Source organism: Corynebacterium matruchotii (genome assembly GCF_011612265.2).
Classification (GTDB): Bacteria; Actinomycetota; Actinomycetes; order Mycobacteriales; family Mycobacteriaceae; genus Corynebacterium; species Corynebacterium matruchotii.
This window is the reverse complement of sequence record NZ_CP050134.2, coordinates 2,257,395-2,273,058: the sequence shown is the minus strand read 5'-3', so window position 1 is coordinate 2,273,058 and position 15,664 is coordinate 2,257,395. Positions and strand designations below refer to the sequence as shown.

Annotated in this window: 9 protein-coding genes; 5 read left to right on the top strand and 4 right to left on the bottom strand. The window is 50.8% G+C overall.

Annotation, left to right across the window (positions count from 1 at the left end):
- Positions 1-46 precede the first annotated feature (46 nt).
- From HBA49_RS10090 to HBA49_RS10080, 3 genes are read right to left on the bottom strand one after another with little or no spacing between them, the layout of a single operon-like run.
- Positions 47-1,105: an isochorismate synthase gene (locus HBA49_RS10090; RefSeq protein WP_005524097.1), complete on the bottom strand. Its 1,059-nt coding sequence runs from the start codon at positions 1,103-1,105 to the stop codon at positions 47-49.
- The gene (locus HBA49_RS10085) at positions 1,098-1,721 is read right to left on the bottom strand and encodes an isochorismatase family protein (protein ID WP_005524445.1); all 624 of its coding nucleotides are present in this window, start codon (positions 1,719-1,721) and stop codon (positions 1,098-1,100) included. Before HBA49_RS10085 ends, HBA49_RS10090 begins: the two co-directional genes overlap by 8 nt.
- 24 nt (positions 1,722-1,745) lie before the next feature.
- Complete coding sequence (locus tag HBA49_RS10080; protein WP_005524292.1) at positions 1,746-2,474, bottom strand: SDR family oxidoreductase; 729 nt, start codon at positions 2,472-2,474, stop codon at positions 1,746-1,748.
- A 697-nt stretch (positions 2,475-3,171) separates the two neighbouring features.
- Here HBA49_RS10080 and HBA49_RS10075 point away from each other — a divergent pair.
- From HBA49_RS10075 to HBA49_RS10065, 3 genes are all read left to right on the top strand, one after another.
- Positions 3,172-5,001 (top strand): hypothetical protein, encoded by a 1,830-nt coding sequence (locus HBA49_RS10075; protein WP_005524108.1) that lies wholly within the window; start codon positions 3,172-3,174, stop codon positions 4,999-5,001.
- 1,011 nt (positions 5,002-6,012) lie between these two features.
- Entirely contained in the window at positions 6,013-8,547 is a 2,535-nt protein-coding gene (locus HBA49_RS10070; RefSeq protein WP_005524670.1) for a YncE family protein, read from the top strand.
- Between the two features lie 882 nt (positions 8,548-9,429).
- Positions 9,430-12,069, top strand: a complete 2,640-nt coding sequence (locus HBA49_RS10065; RefSeq protein ID WP_225866059.1) for a YncE family protein — start codon at positions 9,430-9,432, stop codon at positions 12,067-12,069.
- On the opposite strand, the gene HBA49_RS10060 is transcribed toward HBA49_RS10065, so the two are convergent.
- Positions 12,066-12,218 (bottom strand): hypothetical protein, encoded by a 153-nt coding sequence (locus tag HBA49_RS10060; RefSeq protein WP_162019679.1) that lies wholly within the window; start codon positions 12,216-12,218, stop codon positions 12,066-12,068. The two genes, HBA49_RS10065 and HBA49_RS10060, sit on opposite strands and share 4 nt — an antisense overlap.
- Before the next feature lie 353 nt (positions 12,219-12,571).
- Between HBA49_RS10060 and HBA49_RS10055 the strand changes: the two genes are divergently transcribed.
- Together HBA49_RS10055 and HBA49_RS10050 are read left to right on the top strand one after the other, a co-directional pair.
- Positions 12,572-13,090, top strand: a complete 519-nt coding sequence (locus HBA49_RS10055; protein WP_050773663.1) for a hypothetical protein — start codon at positions 12,572-12,574, stop codon at positions 13,088-13,090.
- Positions 13,091-13,617: 527 nt separating this feature from the next.
- Positions 13,618-14,607, top strand: coding sequence for a hypothetical protein (locus HBA49_RS10050; RefSeq protein ID WP_005523921.1), 990 nt, complete (start codon positions 13,618-13,620; stop codon positions 14,605-14,607).
- Positions 14,608-15,664: the final 1,057 nt, after the last annotated feature.

The following is a 15,664-nucleotide window of genomic DNA, read 5'->3' as shown; positions in this document are numbered from 1 at the left end:
CCATTGCTATCCCTCATTGTCTTTCTGTGATCGCCACCAACCGGCCCTACAGTATGCCCAGTGCGGAGCGGATTGGGCCCAACTTCGTGTGGGTTTCCTGCAGTTCGTCCGCCGCCACGGAGTCTGCGACAATCCCGCCGCCGGCATAGGCGGTTACGGTATCTCCGCTGATGAGCGCGCTGCGGATCCCCACCCGCCATTCGCCATCGCCCCGGCCATTGGCCCACCCTACTGCGCCGGAATAGAACCCACGATCCGGTTCTTGCTTAGCCAAAAGCTCCGCGGCAATCTGTGCCGGGTGCCCATTGACCGCGGCCGTGGGGTGGAGGAGCTGCGCCAAGTCCAGGGCCGACATGTCTACGTCCGGCCGCAAAATACCCCTGATCGGGGTGCCCAAATGCCAGGTGTGGGCGGTGTGCATCACCAGCGGAATCGCTGGGATCTCCAGTTGCGTACACAGGGGTGCGAGTGCTTCCCTGATGCCCGTGGTCACAAACGAATGCTCGTGTAGGTCTTTTTCCGAGGCCTGTAAATTGGCGGCGATTGCGCGATCTAATTCCGGGTCTGTGCTACGCATGGCGGTTCCTGCCAGCGGAAATGATGAGATTTCTCGGCCCTGCTTCTTTATCAACACCTCGGGGCTGGGACCGATAAAGAATTCGCCGTCCGCCAGCTCTACCAGGTATCCGAAACCCGTGCCGGCGCTCGCCATGTAGCCGGCCAGCACAGCCTCGGGGTTCACTGGACCGGTGAAATGAAACCGCTCCGCCCTGGAAAGCACCAGTTTGTCCAGGGTGCCGGCCTGAATTTTGGCGATGCACTGCTCAATGCGTTGCTGGTGCACAGACAGCGGCGGGAGGAAATCCACGCTTGCAACCGCGGGCAGCGCGTCCGGTGATTCCAGCGTCACCGGTTCTGACGAGAATTTGTATTCCCGTGGGGCAAATAGTCGGGGTGCGTCGGTGCGATGAAATGGTAACGCCCCCACTATCAACGAAAGCCCATCATGCAAATACTCGTTCGCATCAGAAATTCGGTCAAACTCTTGGGCCACCCCACACGCGGTCAGGGTTAAACCGGATTCGGTGAAGATAAAACTATGCACTGAGTACCTCCGCGGTGCTTATGACCATGCCGCTGCGTTTGGCCACCCACGACATGGCCTCGGCGTGTTCCGTGGCCGAGAAATCCGCAATGGCGTCGCCGACCATGAAGGGCTGAATGTCTTTCATGAAGGCATCCACCGCGGTTACTTGACATCCCATATGACCATACACTCCGGTGATAATAAGCTGGTTGCGTCGGGTGAATGCCAGTGCCTGTTCCAGGTCTGTTCGTTCGAATGCAGAATATCGCCATTTGGTAATTACCTGGTGATGTGCGGCTGCGGGCTCTAGCTCTGGGATAATGGCTGCCTGGGCATCCGTGACGATGCCGGTGCCCCACACGTCGTTAAGCAGGCCTCGACGTGACCAGTGCTGTGCTGGCGGTTGCGCGGAGAAAAATACCGGCATGCCGTGTGAGTCAGCGAATGAAATAATCGATTGAATATTCGATAAAACCGTGCTCATGGGATTCGCATTACGGTCATATGCGGCAATGAAGTATTCCTGCATGTCGTGGATTAATAATGCTGCACGCTTGGGATCGAGCTGCCAGTGTGCGGCCTGGTTTGTGGGCAGTGGGGGAATCTCGTAGGGGGAGAGTTGGGGAATAGCCATTATGCTCCTTGAATGGTGAGTGAGTTATGAGTCGAGGGTGGCGCCGCCATCAACCCGCAGGTCGTGCATGGTGATGTGCCCGGCTGCTGGGGAGATCAAAAACGCGCAGGCTTCCGCAATATCCGCAGGTTGGGCGAGTTTCTGCAGCGGGATTCCTAACCGATATTCCTGTGGTGTGCCGGCAATGACCTGCTCGGACTGGTCCGTGTCTGGTTGCCACATCCCCCGCAACATGGGGGTATCCGTCGACCCTGGCGAGACTACATTGCATCGCACCCCGAACTGCGCAGATTCCAACGCCAGTGTGCGCACCCATGCCGTTACCGCCGCCTTGGACGCCCCATAACTAGCCATGCCGACGCGAGGTGTCGTGGCGGCGTTCGACGACACAACGACAATCGCCCCAGCTCGTTGCTCCTGCATGTGCTTTGCGACGACAGAACATACGTTCACCACACCCCCATAATTGATGGTCATATTCCTGGTATTTTGCGGATTGGTAGCAGAGTCTGGTTCCATGACACCAGCGCAATGTACCAATGCAGCTACTGGTCCATGTTTGTCGACGTCCTGTCGGAACTGCTCTGTGACCTGGTGGATATCGGTGACATCTACTTCGGGTATATCCCATGTGCTTACTACATGGTCGTGCGACCGAAATAGTTTAGTGCAGGCAGCGCCAATTCCGCCAGTAGCACCGGTGATGATAATGTGCTGGGGTGGGTTTTTCATGGTGATATGTCGATTGGTCATGTTGTGTGTTGTCAAAATAAAGATGAGCTGACATGCAGCTTTTTGGGGGCACGGGACTTGTCGAAAGGTTGGATACCTAAGTAATCATGCCCCTACATAGGGTAAACAATCAAATCATAGGTGAGCCTAATAAAGAGCGAGTTTAGTAGGTTTGCTGCCCTGATTTATGGGGGTAATATCACGGATTTGATTTTGAACTTTTTAGCCCATAAAATTAAGGGCAGTTGCCGGCGTTTTGGTAATTCTGCAGGAAAATTCTTTTGATGCCCCCATAAATGGGGGCAATTTACAGCAGTATCAAACATAGAGTCTGGCCAACTGTCGGGTTTCTGACAGGAAAACGGGGGTAATTTCAAGATTTTTTCCAGCAATTTTCCAGCATTTTTCTTAAAGTTAGCTGAGACTCTATTTATGTAATTGCATAATGCTGTTTTTCAGGTGTTTACCATGCCAAACACATGTAAGTAGAAAGAACGCTACTGATGAGTCTTTACGCTTGGCATGTCTGCTACCTGCGGTTTCTGAGAATCTGGCGCGTGGTGATGATTTCCAAAGGCTATTGCGCTCTGTGAAGAAGCCTGTTTATGGTCGGTGATGACAAGCCACCACGGGGGCTGAAAACAAAAATCTCTCATGAGATTGTTATTTGGTTCCTCCCCCGGCTTGATACGTCACATCGAACAGCGAGGAAAGTGATATGAAGAAGAACTTACTTCCCAAGACTGCAAGCCAGCGAGCAATCGCCGGGTTGACCTCCCTGGCACTTGTTGCCGGTGGGCTGACCGTCATGCCCTATGCTGGTGCGCAAGATGAACCTGCTGAACCAGTAGTTGCTACAGCAGAACCCAACAACGACGCAGCAGCTGAAGAGGCCGCCCCGGCAGAAGCCGCTGCCCCTGAAGCCGCCGCAGAGGATGCAGCTTTGCCTGAAGGCGCCGCTGCTGTCGCACTCGCAAATGCACCACAGTTGCTGAAAGAAGCTGCTCCTAAACCAACGAATCCTGATGTCAAAGGTTTGATTACGGGTGGTACGGCAGCGGGATCAGAGGTGGATTTCGAAGCCAGTGGTTTGAAAGAGGGAGATAAGATTATCTCTGTTGGTACTGACAGCGCAAACTGGTTGCGGCACGACCAATCCGTCAACGCTCTTGCTAATGATAGGGGGGAAGTTGCTATTCGAGGCGTGCTGATTCCGGCCGATGCTAAGTCCGGCGACCCTATCTTCTTCACCTATTTGGCAAAAGAAGATGGCAAAGAATATGAAGTGCTGCTTGATTCTAAGGTGACTTCCAGTACTGAGACCAGCAACATTGATCGGTATGCTGTAGCTAAGCGGACTTTGCCTAGCTCTCTTTATCAATCGGCATTTGATTCCAGCTCTAACAACATCTTTGTGACCCGTCGTTCAGCTGAAGGCTTGTACTCCATCTACCGGCTTGACGCTACGACCTTGGATGTTAAGGCTAAGACCGATATCTATGAGGGTTATGCCGCTGATGGTATTGCCCTGGATAACAAGAATCAGGTTTGGGCAACCAACTTTGAGACTGGGACTGTTTCAGTCTATCGACAGAGTGATTTGACTCATGTTAAGACCTTCTCTAAGGCGCCAATTCGGGGTGCTACAAGCGTAGTTGTTGATGAAAAGGCAAATCTTGCTTACGTGGCAGGCGAAGGTAATGAAATTTCCATCCTTGATATGAATGCTGATGAGGATGGGACTGGAGTTATTGGTACAGTCAAGTTGGATGGTTTCGAGAAGGTTGCAAGCCTGTCTTTGGATAAGCAAACCAACCAGTTGATTGCTACCTCAGGTGATTCTGCTGACCCGCAGGTAGCAAAGGTCAATCTTGCTGATGGCAAGAAGGTTGAACGCTTCACTGTTAAGGGAGCGGAAACAGTCCTTGGCGCTACATATGATCCAGCAAGCAAAAACATCTTTGTGGGTACTGGTGGCGGCGAAGTTTCGGTCGTGAGTACTGAGACTAAGAAGGTTGTTGCTACCATCCCAACTGGTGCAGGTACGTTGGATGTACGGTATAATCCCACGGATAAGCGAGTCTATGTGGTGAACCATGATGCTGGCACGCTCACAGTAGTTGATCCAGTTACCAATAAGGTTGTTTCTAACCTAGCGGTTGGTGATGAACCAAGTCACTTGAGCATTGCGCCTAACGGCACTGTTGCAGTGGTCAACAACGCTTTCAAGGACAGTGGTGTAGATCAACATGTCGATGAAATCTACACCTTCAAGTACAATGCGCCGACTCCGCCTCCGCAGCCGAAGCCTTCCACCTCTGAGTCCACCACTCAGAAGCCAACCGAGAAGCCGAAGCCGAGCGAGGACCCGAAGCCGAAGCCGCCGACCGGCAGCCAGGATCTCAGCAGCAAGCTGGGCAAGTATCGGACTATCCTCATTGCGATCTTCTCCGTGCTTGGCCTGACCGGCATCATTGCTGGTGCAGTTGCCGCTATGGCACACGCCAACATGATCCCGAAGGAATGGCTCCCTCCGCAATTCCGGTAGGGGATCAGAAATCCAAATGAATTCATGAGCGTCATTTGGTAACTGAAGTTAAGGTGCAGCAATGCCTAACCGCATTGCTGCACCTTTTTGTTATGGGCGAGTTGTGGAGACGCAACGTCGTAAAGCGTTGGTAGAGAAGTGAGTGTTGAAGGCGACAAACCAGCAAAAACTCAAACGCTCAGGATACCGAGGAATCCAAGGCCATCCCATTCGCCCAGTGAGCCCAACCAGCTGGATTCCAGTGCAACTCTGGTGCCTGAACCGAAGCATATCCCCAAACACAGTGGCAGTCCCCGAAAGACTCCACTGTATTTTTGTCTGCGATGATAAAAATACAGCCTTTCCATGGGTAAAACAGTCCCAGCCTGCGGATTATAGAGCTTTTCGACGATGAACTCAGGGGTAGCCTTTCGTACATATTTATGTACTAATCCACACACGGCAATTGATCGCAATTGATTAACATATTGGGCGCCATGCGCAAGTTAAAACAATGTTCAAGGTTGATTTTTAGGCCATAGGTTGATATCTGATCCTTCAACATGGCCTCTCTGATAGTTGCCCCTAAATCTATGGGCATCAAAAATGATATACGACATACTTTGTGGGTTTTGACAGGAATTTGGGGGTGAATTCGGAAAAATTTTTGATCTTTTTTCCATTTAACATTTAAGGAAACCATAAGTTTTTATAATCATCTAAATGTAGAGACTTTTATATAGGCTAGCTTGGTGAATGTAAGTATATACAAAGTGATCTTAGGGTTAGCTTTCTTTATCGCATGTTTGCTACCAGGGGTTTTATCAGATTTTGGCACGCAGCTCGCTATTGTGCTTCGTCGATAGTTCGTTTACATTCGTGGATGTCAAGCTGACAAGGTGCTGAAAACACAGCGATCTTTTCGATGTTTGTTATCAGTTTCCTTGTGCTTTTCTTGTCAAAATTGACCAAACTACAAGCGGTAACACGTGGTGATCCTGCTAGTTATCGCGCGTAGAGGAAGCGTGGATCATGAAAAATGTAGTTGCAAGAAACGCCACCCAGCGTGCCATTGCTGGGCTGACATCGCTGGCTCTTGTTGCCGGTACCCTCACCGTGATGCCCTATGCTAGTGCGCAGCAACAAACCAGTCAGTGTGTTGTTAATAAGGCTCGTGGCGAAAATGGGGCTGGTGCTTTTGGTGCAGACAAGTCCACCTACAAGCCCGGTGATGTTGTCAAGCTCAATGGTGCAGTCTTTGATGCACGTCAAAGCAATGGCCAGCCGATCGCTAATCCATATTTGGCACTGAAGTTGGATTCCAATTCCAACACGTGGCCAGTACAGGAAGACGGTAGCCTGCTGGAATTCAAGGATGGCAGTGATGCCACCACCTTGATTGTCCCCTCTCACCTGCTGACCGACGACGGTTTTGAAGCAGAAGTAGTGCTTCCAGCAGAGTTTGATAATAACTTCAAGCCTGGCAAACACATCATTACGGTTCTTGGTGGTGCCGATGGTGGCCCAACCGTTTCCAAGAGCACCGAGATTTGGGTGAATGAAACCGGGAATGATGATGATGCTTGTGGCGTGAACAACCAGAATCCACAGCCGCAACCTCAGCCGCAGCCGAACCCGCAACCCAACCCACAGCCGCAACCGCAGCCAAACCCAAATCCGCAGCCAAATCCGAACCCCCAGCCGCAGCCGAATACCAATGCTTCGGCTTCGGCATCGGCTTCTGTTAGCGCAACCGACGGTCGGTGGAGTAAGAAGGGTGATATTTCCGTCAAGTTCTCCGTGGAAGGATTCCCCAAGGGAGAAAAAGTCAGCGTCAAATATGACGATAAGGAAATCCCACTGGACAAAGAAGTCACGGTTGACGAAACCGGTAAGGCCACGGGATCCGTTACCCTGAGGGATTTGCCCGCAGGTGAGTACGAAATCACAGTGACTGCCAAAGACACCCATGCCAATGCGAAGTTCCAGGTCAACCCCGTTGCTACCCTGAGCGATAACGCTGCCGCAGGTTCCGCAGTTACCTTCAATGGTGCTGGTCTGCCCGCCGGTGCTAAAATCACCGCAGTCGGCACCGATGGCCAAAACTGGTTGACCAAGAAGCAGGTGTGGGATGCGGTTGTTCCAGAAAATGGCCAAATTTCCATTACCGACGTTCAGATCCCAGCTGATGCTAAATTTGGTGAGATCGTCTATTACACCTACACCACCAATGATGGTAAGAAGGTTGAAGCAGAGACCACCAACAAGGTGAACGCCAGCACCGAACCGGTGAGCGTCGACCAGTACAGTGGCATCAAACGGGAATTACCCTCTGGCCTGTACCAGTCGGCCGTCAATAATGATACCGGTCATGTGTTCGTTACTAGCGCGCAGCGCACCTCCAAGTCCACCATCTACAAGTTGGATCTGAAGACTTTAGATGTCGTCGCAAAGAACGATGCACTAGAAAAAGACGGTGCGGACAACGTTTACGCTGCTTACGGCGTTGCATTGGATAACACCCGCAACCTTGTTTGGGTGACCGATACCCGTCAAGGCACCGTGTCAGTATACCGGCAGAGCGACCTGACCCACGTGAAGACCTTCCCGAAGGATGTTGCACCGCACTCCCGCGACGTGGCCATTGATGAAAAGACTGGCCTAGCATATGTTTCGGTTGTCGGCGGTGATAACGCCAACAAAGTTGTGGTCTTCGACCTAAACCAAGACCAGCCGATTGGCACCATCCAGCTTGATGGTTTCGATGGGGTTATGAGCCTGGACCTGAATCAGGACACCGGTGAACTATTTACCGCATCTGGCGGTACCCCCAAGGCAGCCAAGATTGATCTGCGTAACGGCAACCAAGTGACCATCTATAACCTGCCGAAGAACTTCGCATCTGGTGCCGGTGTTGCCTATGATCCGGTAAGCAAGAACCTGTTTGTCACCTCGCAACGCTCCGGTGAAGCAGTCGTGCTGAGTACCGAAACTAAGAAGGTTGTTGCCACCATCCCCACTGGTGCTGGTGCACTCAATGCCGTCTACAACAAGGACGATAAGCGAGTATATGTGACCAACCGTGGTGCTGGTACCGTGACCGTCATTGATCCCGCCACCAATAAGGTTGTTGCCAATCTTCCCGCAGGTAAGAACGCTAACCACACTAGTGTTGCTGCCGACGGCACCATTATCACGGTGAATAAGGCTGGCACTGTTAAGGGTGAGGGTCGTCAGCCCGTTGACGAGGTGTATACCTACAAGTTCAACGGGGTGAAACCACAGCCGAACCCGAATCCCCAGCCGAAGCCGGAACCTTCGAAGACCAGCGAAAAGCCCACGGAGAAGCCGAAGCCCACCGCGGATCCGAAGCCTACCGATAAGCCGGAGCCTAAGCCCACCCCGACTCCGCAAAACCCCTCTTCGAACCTGAAGGGGATTCGGAACCTGCTGATTACTGTGTTCTCGGTACTGGGTCTGACCGGCCTGTTTGCTGGTGCCCTGGGTGCCATGGCTAAGTTCAATGTGATTCCGGCCAGCTGGGTTCCAGAACAACTTCGGTTCTAAAGTCTGGTCCCCAGACCTAGCTCCAGAAGATCATAATAACTGGTTGACCAGGTGAATTAGTCGATAGGGACTCACCTGGTGCAACAGTTGCGCAGGGACTGCGCAATACTCGTTCAACACTTGCTTGAAATACGGCGACACGCTCCCATGATAGAAGAGAAGGTATCGCCGTATTTCGTCTGTGACGAAATAATGACGGTGCACAACACGAAGGCAGTCAGGCATCGTTCGGGAATGCGAAAATAATACAATAGTTGGGGGTAGAAGATCGCCGATCGTTACGATGAACTTTGGCATCATTCTTCCGGTAGAAGATAGATTTTTAGTTCAACACTTTGGTAATAATTGGTATTTTGCAGATTTAAGGTCATTGCCTGATTCGATATAGGGTAACCAATAGTTGTATCATTTGTGGGTTTTGTCTGCTTCTGTCGTCTGGGGGTAGTGGGGAGGCAGCTTCCGCGATATAAGATTGCCAATGGGGGATGAATAGAATTCTGGGGGTAATTTGGAAAAATTTTTCACCCCCATGACGGGTCCCATTAAGGGAAAGCTAACCTTTTATCGTCATCGAAACGTGTGATGCTTTTTTGTGATTAACCATGGTGAATGCTATCCATAAAAATAGTGCCAAAGATATGTCTTACTATAATTAGCAAGTTTGTTACCAGGTATTTTATTAGGTTTAAGGCATGCCTTACTATTGATAATTGCGCCTAACTTGTTTACGCTCAGAACGGCAAGCCGATGAGGTAATAAATATGTGGTGGTTCTTTCGGAGACCACATGAGTTTCCTCCGTGCTTTTCTTACCAATTCAACCAAACTGTCAGCATCTCCGGCATCATTTCTGCTGGATATGGTGGCAGAGGAAGTACATGATATGAACAAGACCGCAAATGCAAGAACTGCTACCCAGCGTGCTATCGCTGGGTTGACCTCGCTGGCGTTAGTTGCCGGTGGTTTGACAGTCATACCGCATGCTGCCGCGGAAGATAATACCGCAACCCAGTGCATTGCTCATGAACAGCGGAAAGAACGAGGCCAGGGTGCCATTTCGGCAAACCAGAGCACCTACAAACCTGGTGATGTTGTCGAAATCAGTGGTACCGGGTTTGCCAAGCGTGTTCACCGTGACACTGGCGAACAGCTAGAGGACACCTTCCTGGCAGTGAAGCTGGACAGCAATAAGGCTGATTGGCCGAAGGATCAAAGTGCCGGCGATGATTTTGCATACCAAGGTGGCGACACCCCGACTACGTTGATTGCTCCTGGTTCGGTTCTTGATGAGGATGGTAACTTCACCATTAAGGTGGTGCTTCCTGCAGAATTCACCGATAAATTCCAGGAAGGTAAGCATGTCATCACGGTTTTGGGTGGTGACGATAATGGCCCACAGGTTTCTACCAGCGTTGATATTTGGGTCAATGAGTCCGGGGATGCAACTCAGCCGTGTGGTGCAGAAGGTCCAACGGAAAAGCCCACCCAGCCCAAGCAAGATGACAACAAGGCTGATAATGGTAATAATGCCAATAATGGCAATAACCAGGGCAACCAGGATAACAACGCCAATAACGGCAATAACAACCAGGATGGTAACAAGCCCGACAACGGCAATAAGCCTGACAACAAGCCAGCGGACCAGGCCAATAACGGCAACAATCAGGCAAACCAAGCCAATCAAAACAACCAAGGGAACAACAAACCCGACAATAATAAACCCAATAACGACAACAAGCCAGCAGAGCAGCAGTCCAAGGCCACCGGCGAAGCCAAGGCCACGGTCACTGCGATTGATAATCGCCGCGGCAAGAAGGGTGATGTAGCACTCAACCTTTCTCTAACAAACTTCCCCAAGGGCGAAAAAGTCACCGTTACCTTCAATGGTCAGGAAACAAAAGCCGGTCGGGGTGGCGCCATCACCGTTGGCGAAGACGGCAAAGCCCAAGGTTCCGTCACTATTTCCGAGGGACTTGCCGCCGGTAAATATGCGGTGAAGGCTACTGCCAAGGACACCAGCGTGGAGATCCCGTTCGAAGTCACCCCAGCTGGTGCCGTCAGCAATAATGCCGCTACCGGTTCGAAAGTGGAATTCCACGCCGCTGGCCTGCCCAAAGACGCCAAGGTGACCGCGGTCGGCACCGAGGGCGTGAACTGGCTGAAGAACCAGGAAGGCACCGCCGATGACAAGGGGCAAGTCACCATTAAGGACATCCAGGTTCCGGTAGACGCCCCCTTCGGCAAGGTGATTTCCTTCACCTACACCGCCGGTGGTGAAACCAAGACCCTTGAGACCAACACCAAAGTAAATGCCAGCACCGAGTCCCTGAATGTTGACCAGTATTCGGGCGTGAAGAAGGAATTGCCGTCGGGCCTGTACCAGTCGGCAGTGAATGACAAGACCGGTCACGTGTTTGTGACGAGTGCACAAGGCACGAATAAGTCCACGATCTACAAGCTGGATGCTAAGACCTTGGATGTCGTCGCAAAGAATGATGCGCTAGAAAAGGACGGCGAGAAGTTCTATGCTGCTTTCGGCGTCGGCCTGGATAATAATAAGGGTTTGGTATGGGTGACGAACACTCAGCAAAATACCGTCTCTGTGTACAAGCAGGATGATTTGAGCCATGTGAAGACCTTCCCGAAGGGTTCCGTGGCACACTCGCGTGACGTGGTAGTCGACGAGCAGACCAGCTTGGCCTATGTTTCCGCTGCCTCCGGTGATGAAGTAGTGGTTTTTGATGCCAATAAGAATGAGCCGGTGCGGCGGATCAAGCTACCTGGCTTTGAACGGGTGATGAGCCTTGAGTTCAATCAGGAGACCGGGGAATTATTCGCCACTTCGTTGAATGCTCCTAAGGCGGCCAAGATTGATGTTCGCAACAACGATCAGGTGACCATTTACGATCTGCCTAAGGACCAGGTGGAATCCGCTTCAGGTATTGCCTACGATCCGGTAAGCAAGAACATCTTCGTTGCGTCGCAGGGCTCCGGCAATGTGGTTGTGGTGAACACCGAATCCAAGAAGGTGGTGGCAAGCATTCCGACCGGTGCCGGTTCGCTGAATGCACACTACAACAAGGCCGATAAGCGGGTGTATGTGACCAACCGTGGTGGTGGCACGATCACGGTTATTGACCCTGCTACCAATAAGGTGGTTGCTAACCTGCCGGCAGGCACGAATCCGAACCATGTGAGCGTTGCCGGAGACGGTACGATCATTGCGGTGAACAAGGCCGCCGCAGAGAAGAATGGTGAGCGCTTCGACGAAGTATATACCTATAAGTACAACGGTGCGGTGACGCAGGATCCGGGCAAACCAGGTAAGCCGGGTGACCGAAATTCGCTCGAAGATTTCAGCAGCAAACTGCGTGACCCTGCCAACCTGCCGTCTCTGCGGAATCTCCTTGCCACCGTGTTTGCGGTGCTCGGTTTGACCACTATCTTTGCCGGCGCCCTGAGCGCCATGGCACGGTTTAACGTGATCCCAAACAGCTGGGTTCCGCAGCAGCTCCGGTTCTAAAATTTCCATCCAATAGCGGCAGCGATGTATGGCATCGTTGCCGTTTTTGCTTGTCGACGCCCGTACGTCTCAATCACCCCATGATTTACCCCTGAATGACGGATTTCCTCGATCATGGTTGTACTGTTTTGTTGGTATTTTTTCGCCATGTGGGGGTAATTTTGGGATTATTTTTTGGGCTGTTGGGGTATGTTTTATATATTGAAAACATCTACCGGCATATGGCGTTTACATCGTCTAATGCGATAACTATGGGTCACAATACTGGACAGTGTTCTTCGAGTATCTAATTTTTTACCGGGTTTTCGAAGGATTTTTCCCTTGCGAACCGGGGGCAGCTTCGTTAAACTCAAGACCCATAAGCAAAATGGGTAGCGATAACACGCTATTATTTGTTTGTTGCTATTTTCCCTCGTTGTGCTTATCTCCTTCTTCTTCCTTCCTCTGTTCAAATCCGTAAATCCTCCGCGACAATTTGTCGTGCAATCAGAAAGGTATGGCTATGAAACGTGCTATTGCTGGATTGATGTCGTTGGCTCTCATGACCGGTGGCATCTTGGCTGCTCCCACCGCTTTCGCCGCCGAGCGCGCCGGTACCTGCAATGTCGATGCCGGTGCACCCGCGCAAAGAGGCGCAGGTACGATGACCGCCGACAAGAGCACCTATAAGCCGGGTGACGTGGTTACCCTTACCGGCACCGGGTTCCGGCCGCTTATCGACGCTTACCTGTCGTTGGATTCCAACACCGCCAACTGGCCCAAAGACCAGAGTGCCGGCAGCTCCCTGAAGACCTATGACGACTACGATCAGGCCCTATACCTGCGTGATTCCGATCTTGGTGGTTCTTTTACCACCAAGGTAGTGCTGCCCAAGCTTGACGACGACTTCACCACCGGTAAGCACACCATCACTCTTGTAGGCATCGACTACAGCGGTCGGCCCACCATCATGAAAAATGTTGAGTTCTGGGTGAATGAATCTGGTGAAAGCACCGCCTTCTGCGGTGCCGATAACCACTAATACTGAACCAAAACCGTTATTTCCGACAGCGATGCGAATCCGCATCGCTGTTTTTGTTATGGGACAGAGCCCCTAAAAATAGGGGCCATTTGGGGCTAATAGCAAAAAATCTATGGTTTTGTAGTTTCCGATTGACAGGACCATAGGGGTAATTTTCAAAATATTTTTACGTGAATTGACAGGAGACTTTTAAGGAGATTTTTACCTTCTGTGAGTGGTTGTATGTATAGCTGATTCTTATGTTCTAGCGCGCTAAATGCCCGAGGGATTCATGCCTAAAAGATCATTTCCCCACGTTGTGCGCATATTTGCTATATGGGATTTTATTAGATTTGAACTAGGCTTACCCCTTGCGCATCATTGGTCGGTCTGCTTATGCTCATGACCATAAGCGAATGTAGCGCTGACTGCATATGATTATTCGTTATATGCTATCAGTTCTTCTGTGCTTTTCTTCAGTTTTATCTATTTTGTAAAGGTAAATGGTGGTTACCCCCACTATTTACCTCTCTACGAGAGGACTGCTCATGAGCAAGAGCGTATTTGCCGGAAAGGCCACCCAACGGGCACTTGCCGGTCTCACATCATTGGCCCTGGTTGCTGGCGGTTTGACCGTGGTACCTTCGGTTGCCGGTGCTCAGGAAATCAAAGAATGCAACGGCAGCTTCGTCGGCCCAAAGAACCTGGGTCTCGAAGACTCCAACCTGGCCTTGAAGAAGAATACCTACTGGCCCGGTGACGTTTTGGAGATCTCTGCCGAGAATCTGAACCTTCTCAAGAATCCCTATCTGACCTTGAATGGGAATGCCATGACTGGTGTTGCCTGGCCTGAAGACCAGGATTATGGTGAAGGCCTAACCGTCGATGGCAACAAGCTGATTATCAAGGATGTGGATGACCAGGGCCACGCCAAGGAAGGCATCATTCGGGTCAAGGCTGTGCTTCCATCACTGGAAAATGGTCTTTTCACGGGCAAGAACGTCCTGACTCTTTCCGGCACCGATGACGATAATGATAAGGATGTAACCCTCAGCCGTAGCGTTGACTTCTGGGTGAATGAGTCTGGTCATGAAGGTGATCCGTGTAGCTACACCCTCCAGCAGGAAGAAACACCGACTCCGGAAGAGCCGGAGGATCCCGCCAATCCCTCCACCGAACCTTCGGCTAAGCCGAGTGAACCAACCGCTAAGCCGAGTGAGCCTACGACTAAGCCTACCGAGCCAGGTAAACCTACCACTAAGCCTTCCGAACCTGGCAAGCCCACCACTAAGCCTTCCGAGTCCACCAAACCGACCACCGAACCCAGCACCAAGCCCACTGAGCCGGGCAAGCCTGGTGACGGCAATGGCAAGTCCGACTTCAACAAGTTCTTCGGCAGCCTGAAGGACAACACCAAGGGCATCCTGTTCGCGGTCGCCGCAGCCATCGGCATCCCGGCCATTATTGCAGGTGTGGTTGGTCTCCTGGCGCAGCAAGGCATGATCCCGAAGGAATGGCTTCAGGGCTTTAAGTTCTAAATAATTCATTGTGGCGCACAATGTAGCAACGTGATTTTTCACGTTGCTACATTTTTGTGTTTACTAAACAGGTTTACGAGAAGAAGTTGGAAGCTTATTCAGTCGCTAGGAAAACTCATCTACACTAACAGGTGGGAAATCAGAAAGAACATACCGTCTAGCTCGATCTTCTTTACTTACAGAGACTAGTCATGTGTGGGGATGCTGAATAAGCTTCTTGGTGGATGTCAATTCGCATTTCAATTTTGATGAATAAAAACATAGTTATACCTTATTAAGATAAAGTGATGCTAAAGAAAAGCCGACGATGTACGGCAAATGACATGGTTTAGAGGTCAATTGTGTCGGGGTAGGTGGGGGGAATCTCCTCTTCGGTGAGGTTTTCACGAAGGTCGCTGGTGGTTTTTCTAGCAACGGTGCCCGGGGCGCGTCGTAAAGCCCACGATTTTACTTGGTTGCCTGGAGTATTTGCGGTGACGATATAGTGATGATGATTATAAAAACGGCCATATTTTGGGGCGATTCCGTTGTCGCCGATGAAAAACGGGGGAGCAGTATCGTATGAATTTAATATTTGCAACCTCAATATTTAGACATGTGGCTAATGGTTAATTTGGATAAATACTGACTGTTGGGTAGGAATTATTTATAGTCAGATTTAATCCGTTATTTGAAAAGTGACTGGATTCTATGCCGGTTTCACCCCCAAGAGAGCCTAGGAATCTAGTTACATTGGTCTCATTTAACGGGGGTAAAAACAGGGGTAAAGTCCCGTATTTATGACCGATTGTGTGGTATCCAACATTTAGATAGCTACCTAACTTTATGACCGCGAGAGATCGATAGATAATATGCCATCTAGCACTATAAATAGCGAATGGGCAACTAAATCAAAGGGTGGATTTGGGCGTAAAAATCGGCTTTTTTACCACCCCTCAGTGTGATCTGCGCCAATGGGTCTCTTGTTATTTTACAAAGGTTCACCTACTATCTTGATGGTGAGCCAAAGAGAAATTAGATTAGCCTTAATTCAAATATTGAGAGTATAATATTTTTC

Excerpts from the sequence above, each read along its gene's own strand:
- HBA49_RS10065 (WP_225866059.1), top strand. The coding sequence starts at position 9,430 with ATGAACAAGACCGCAAATGCAAGAACTGCTACCCAGCGTGCTATCGCT.
- HBA49_RS10075 (WP_005524108.1), top strand. The coding sequence starts at position 3,172 with ATGAAGAAGAACTTACTTCCCAAGACTGCAAGCCAGCGAGCAATCGCC.
- HBA49_RS10085 (WP_005524445.1), bottom strand. The coding sequence starts at position 1,721 with ATGGCTATTCCCCAACTCTCCCCCTACGAGATTCCCCCACTGCCCACA.
- HBA49_RS10050 (WP_005523921.1), top strand. The coding sequence starts at position 13,618 with ATGAGCAAGAGCGTATTTGCCGGAAAGGCCACCCAACGGGCACTTGCC.
- HBA49_RS10070 (WP_005524670.1), top strand. The coding sequence starts at position 6,013 with ATGAAAAATGTAGTTGCAAGAAACGCCACCCAGCGTGCCATTGCTGGG.
- HBA49_RS10060 (WP_162019679.1), bottom strand. The coding sequence starts at position 12,218 with ATGGCGAAAAAATACCAACAAAACAGTACAACCATGATCGAGGAAATC.
- HBA49_RS10080 (WP_005524292.1), bottom strand. The coding sequence starts at position 2,474 with ATGACCAATCGACATATCACCATGAAAAACCCACCCCAGCACATTATC.
- HBA49_RS10055 (WP_050773663.1), top strand. The coding sequence starts at position 12,572 with ATGAAACGTGCTATTGCTGGATTGATGTCGTTGGCTCTCATGACCGGT.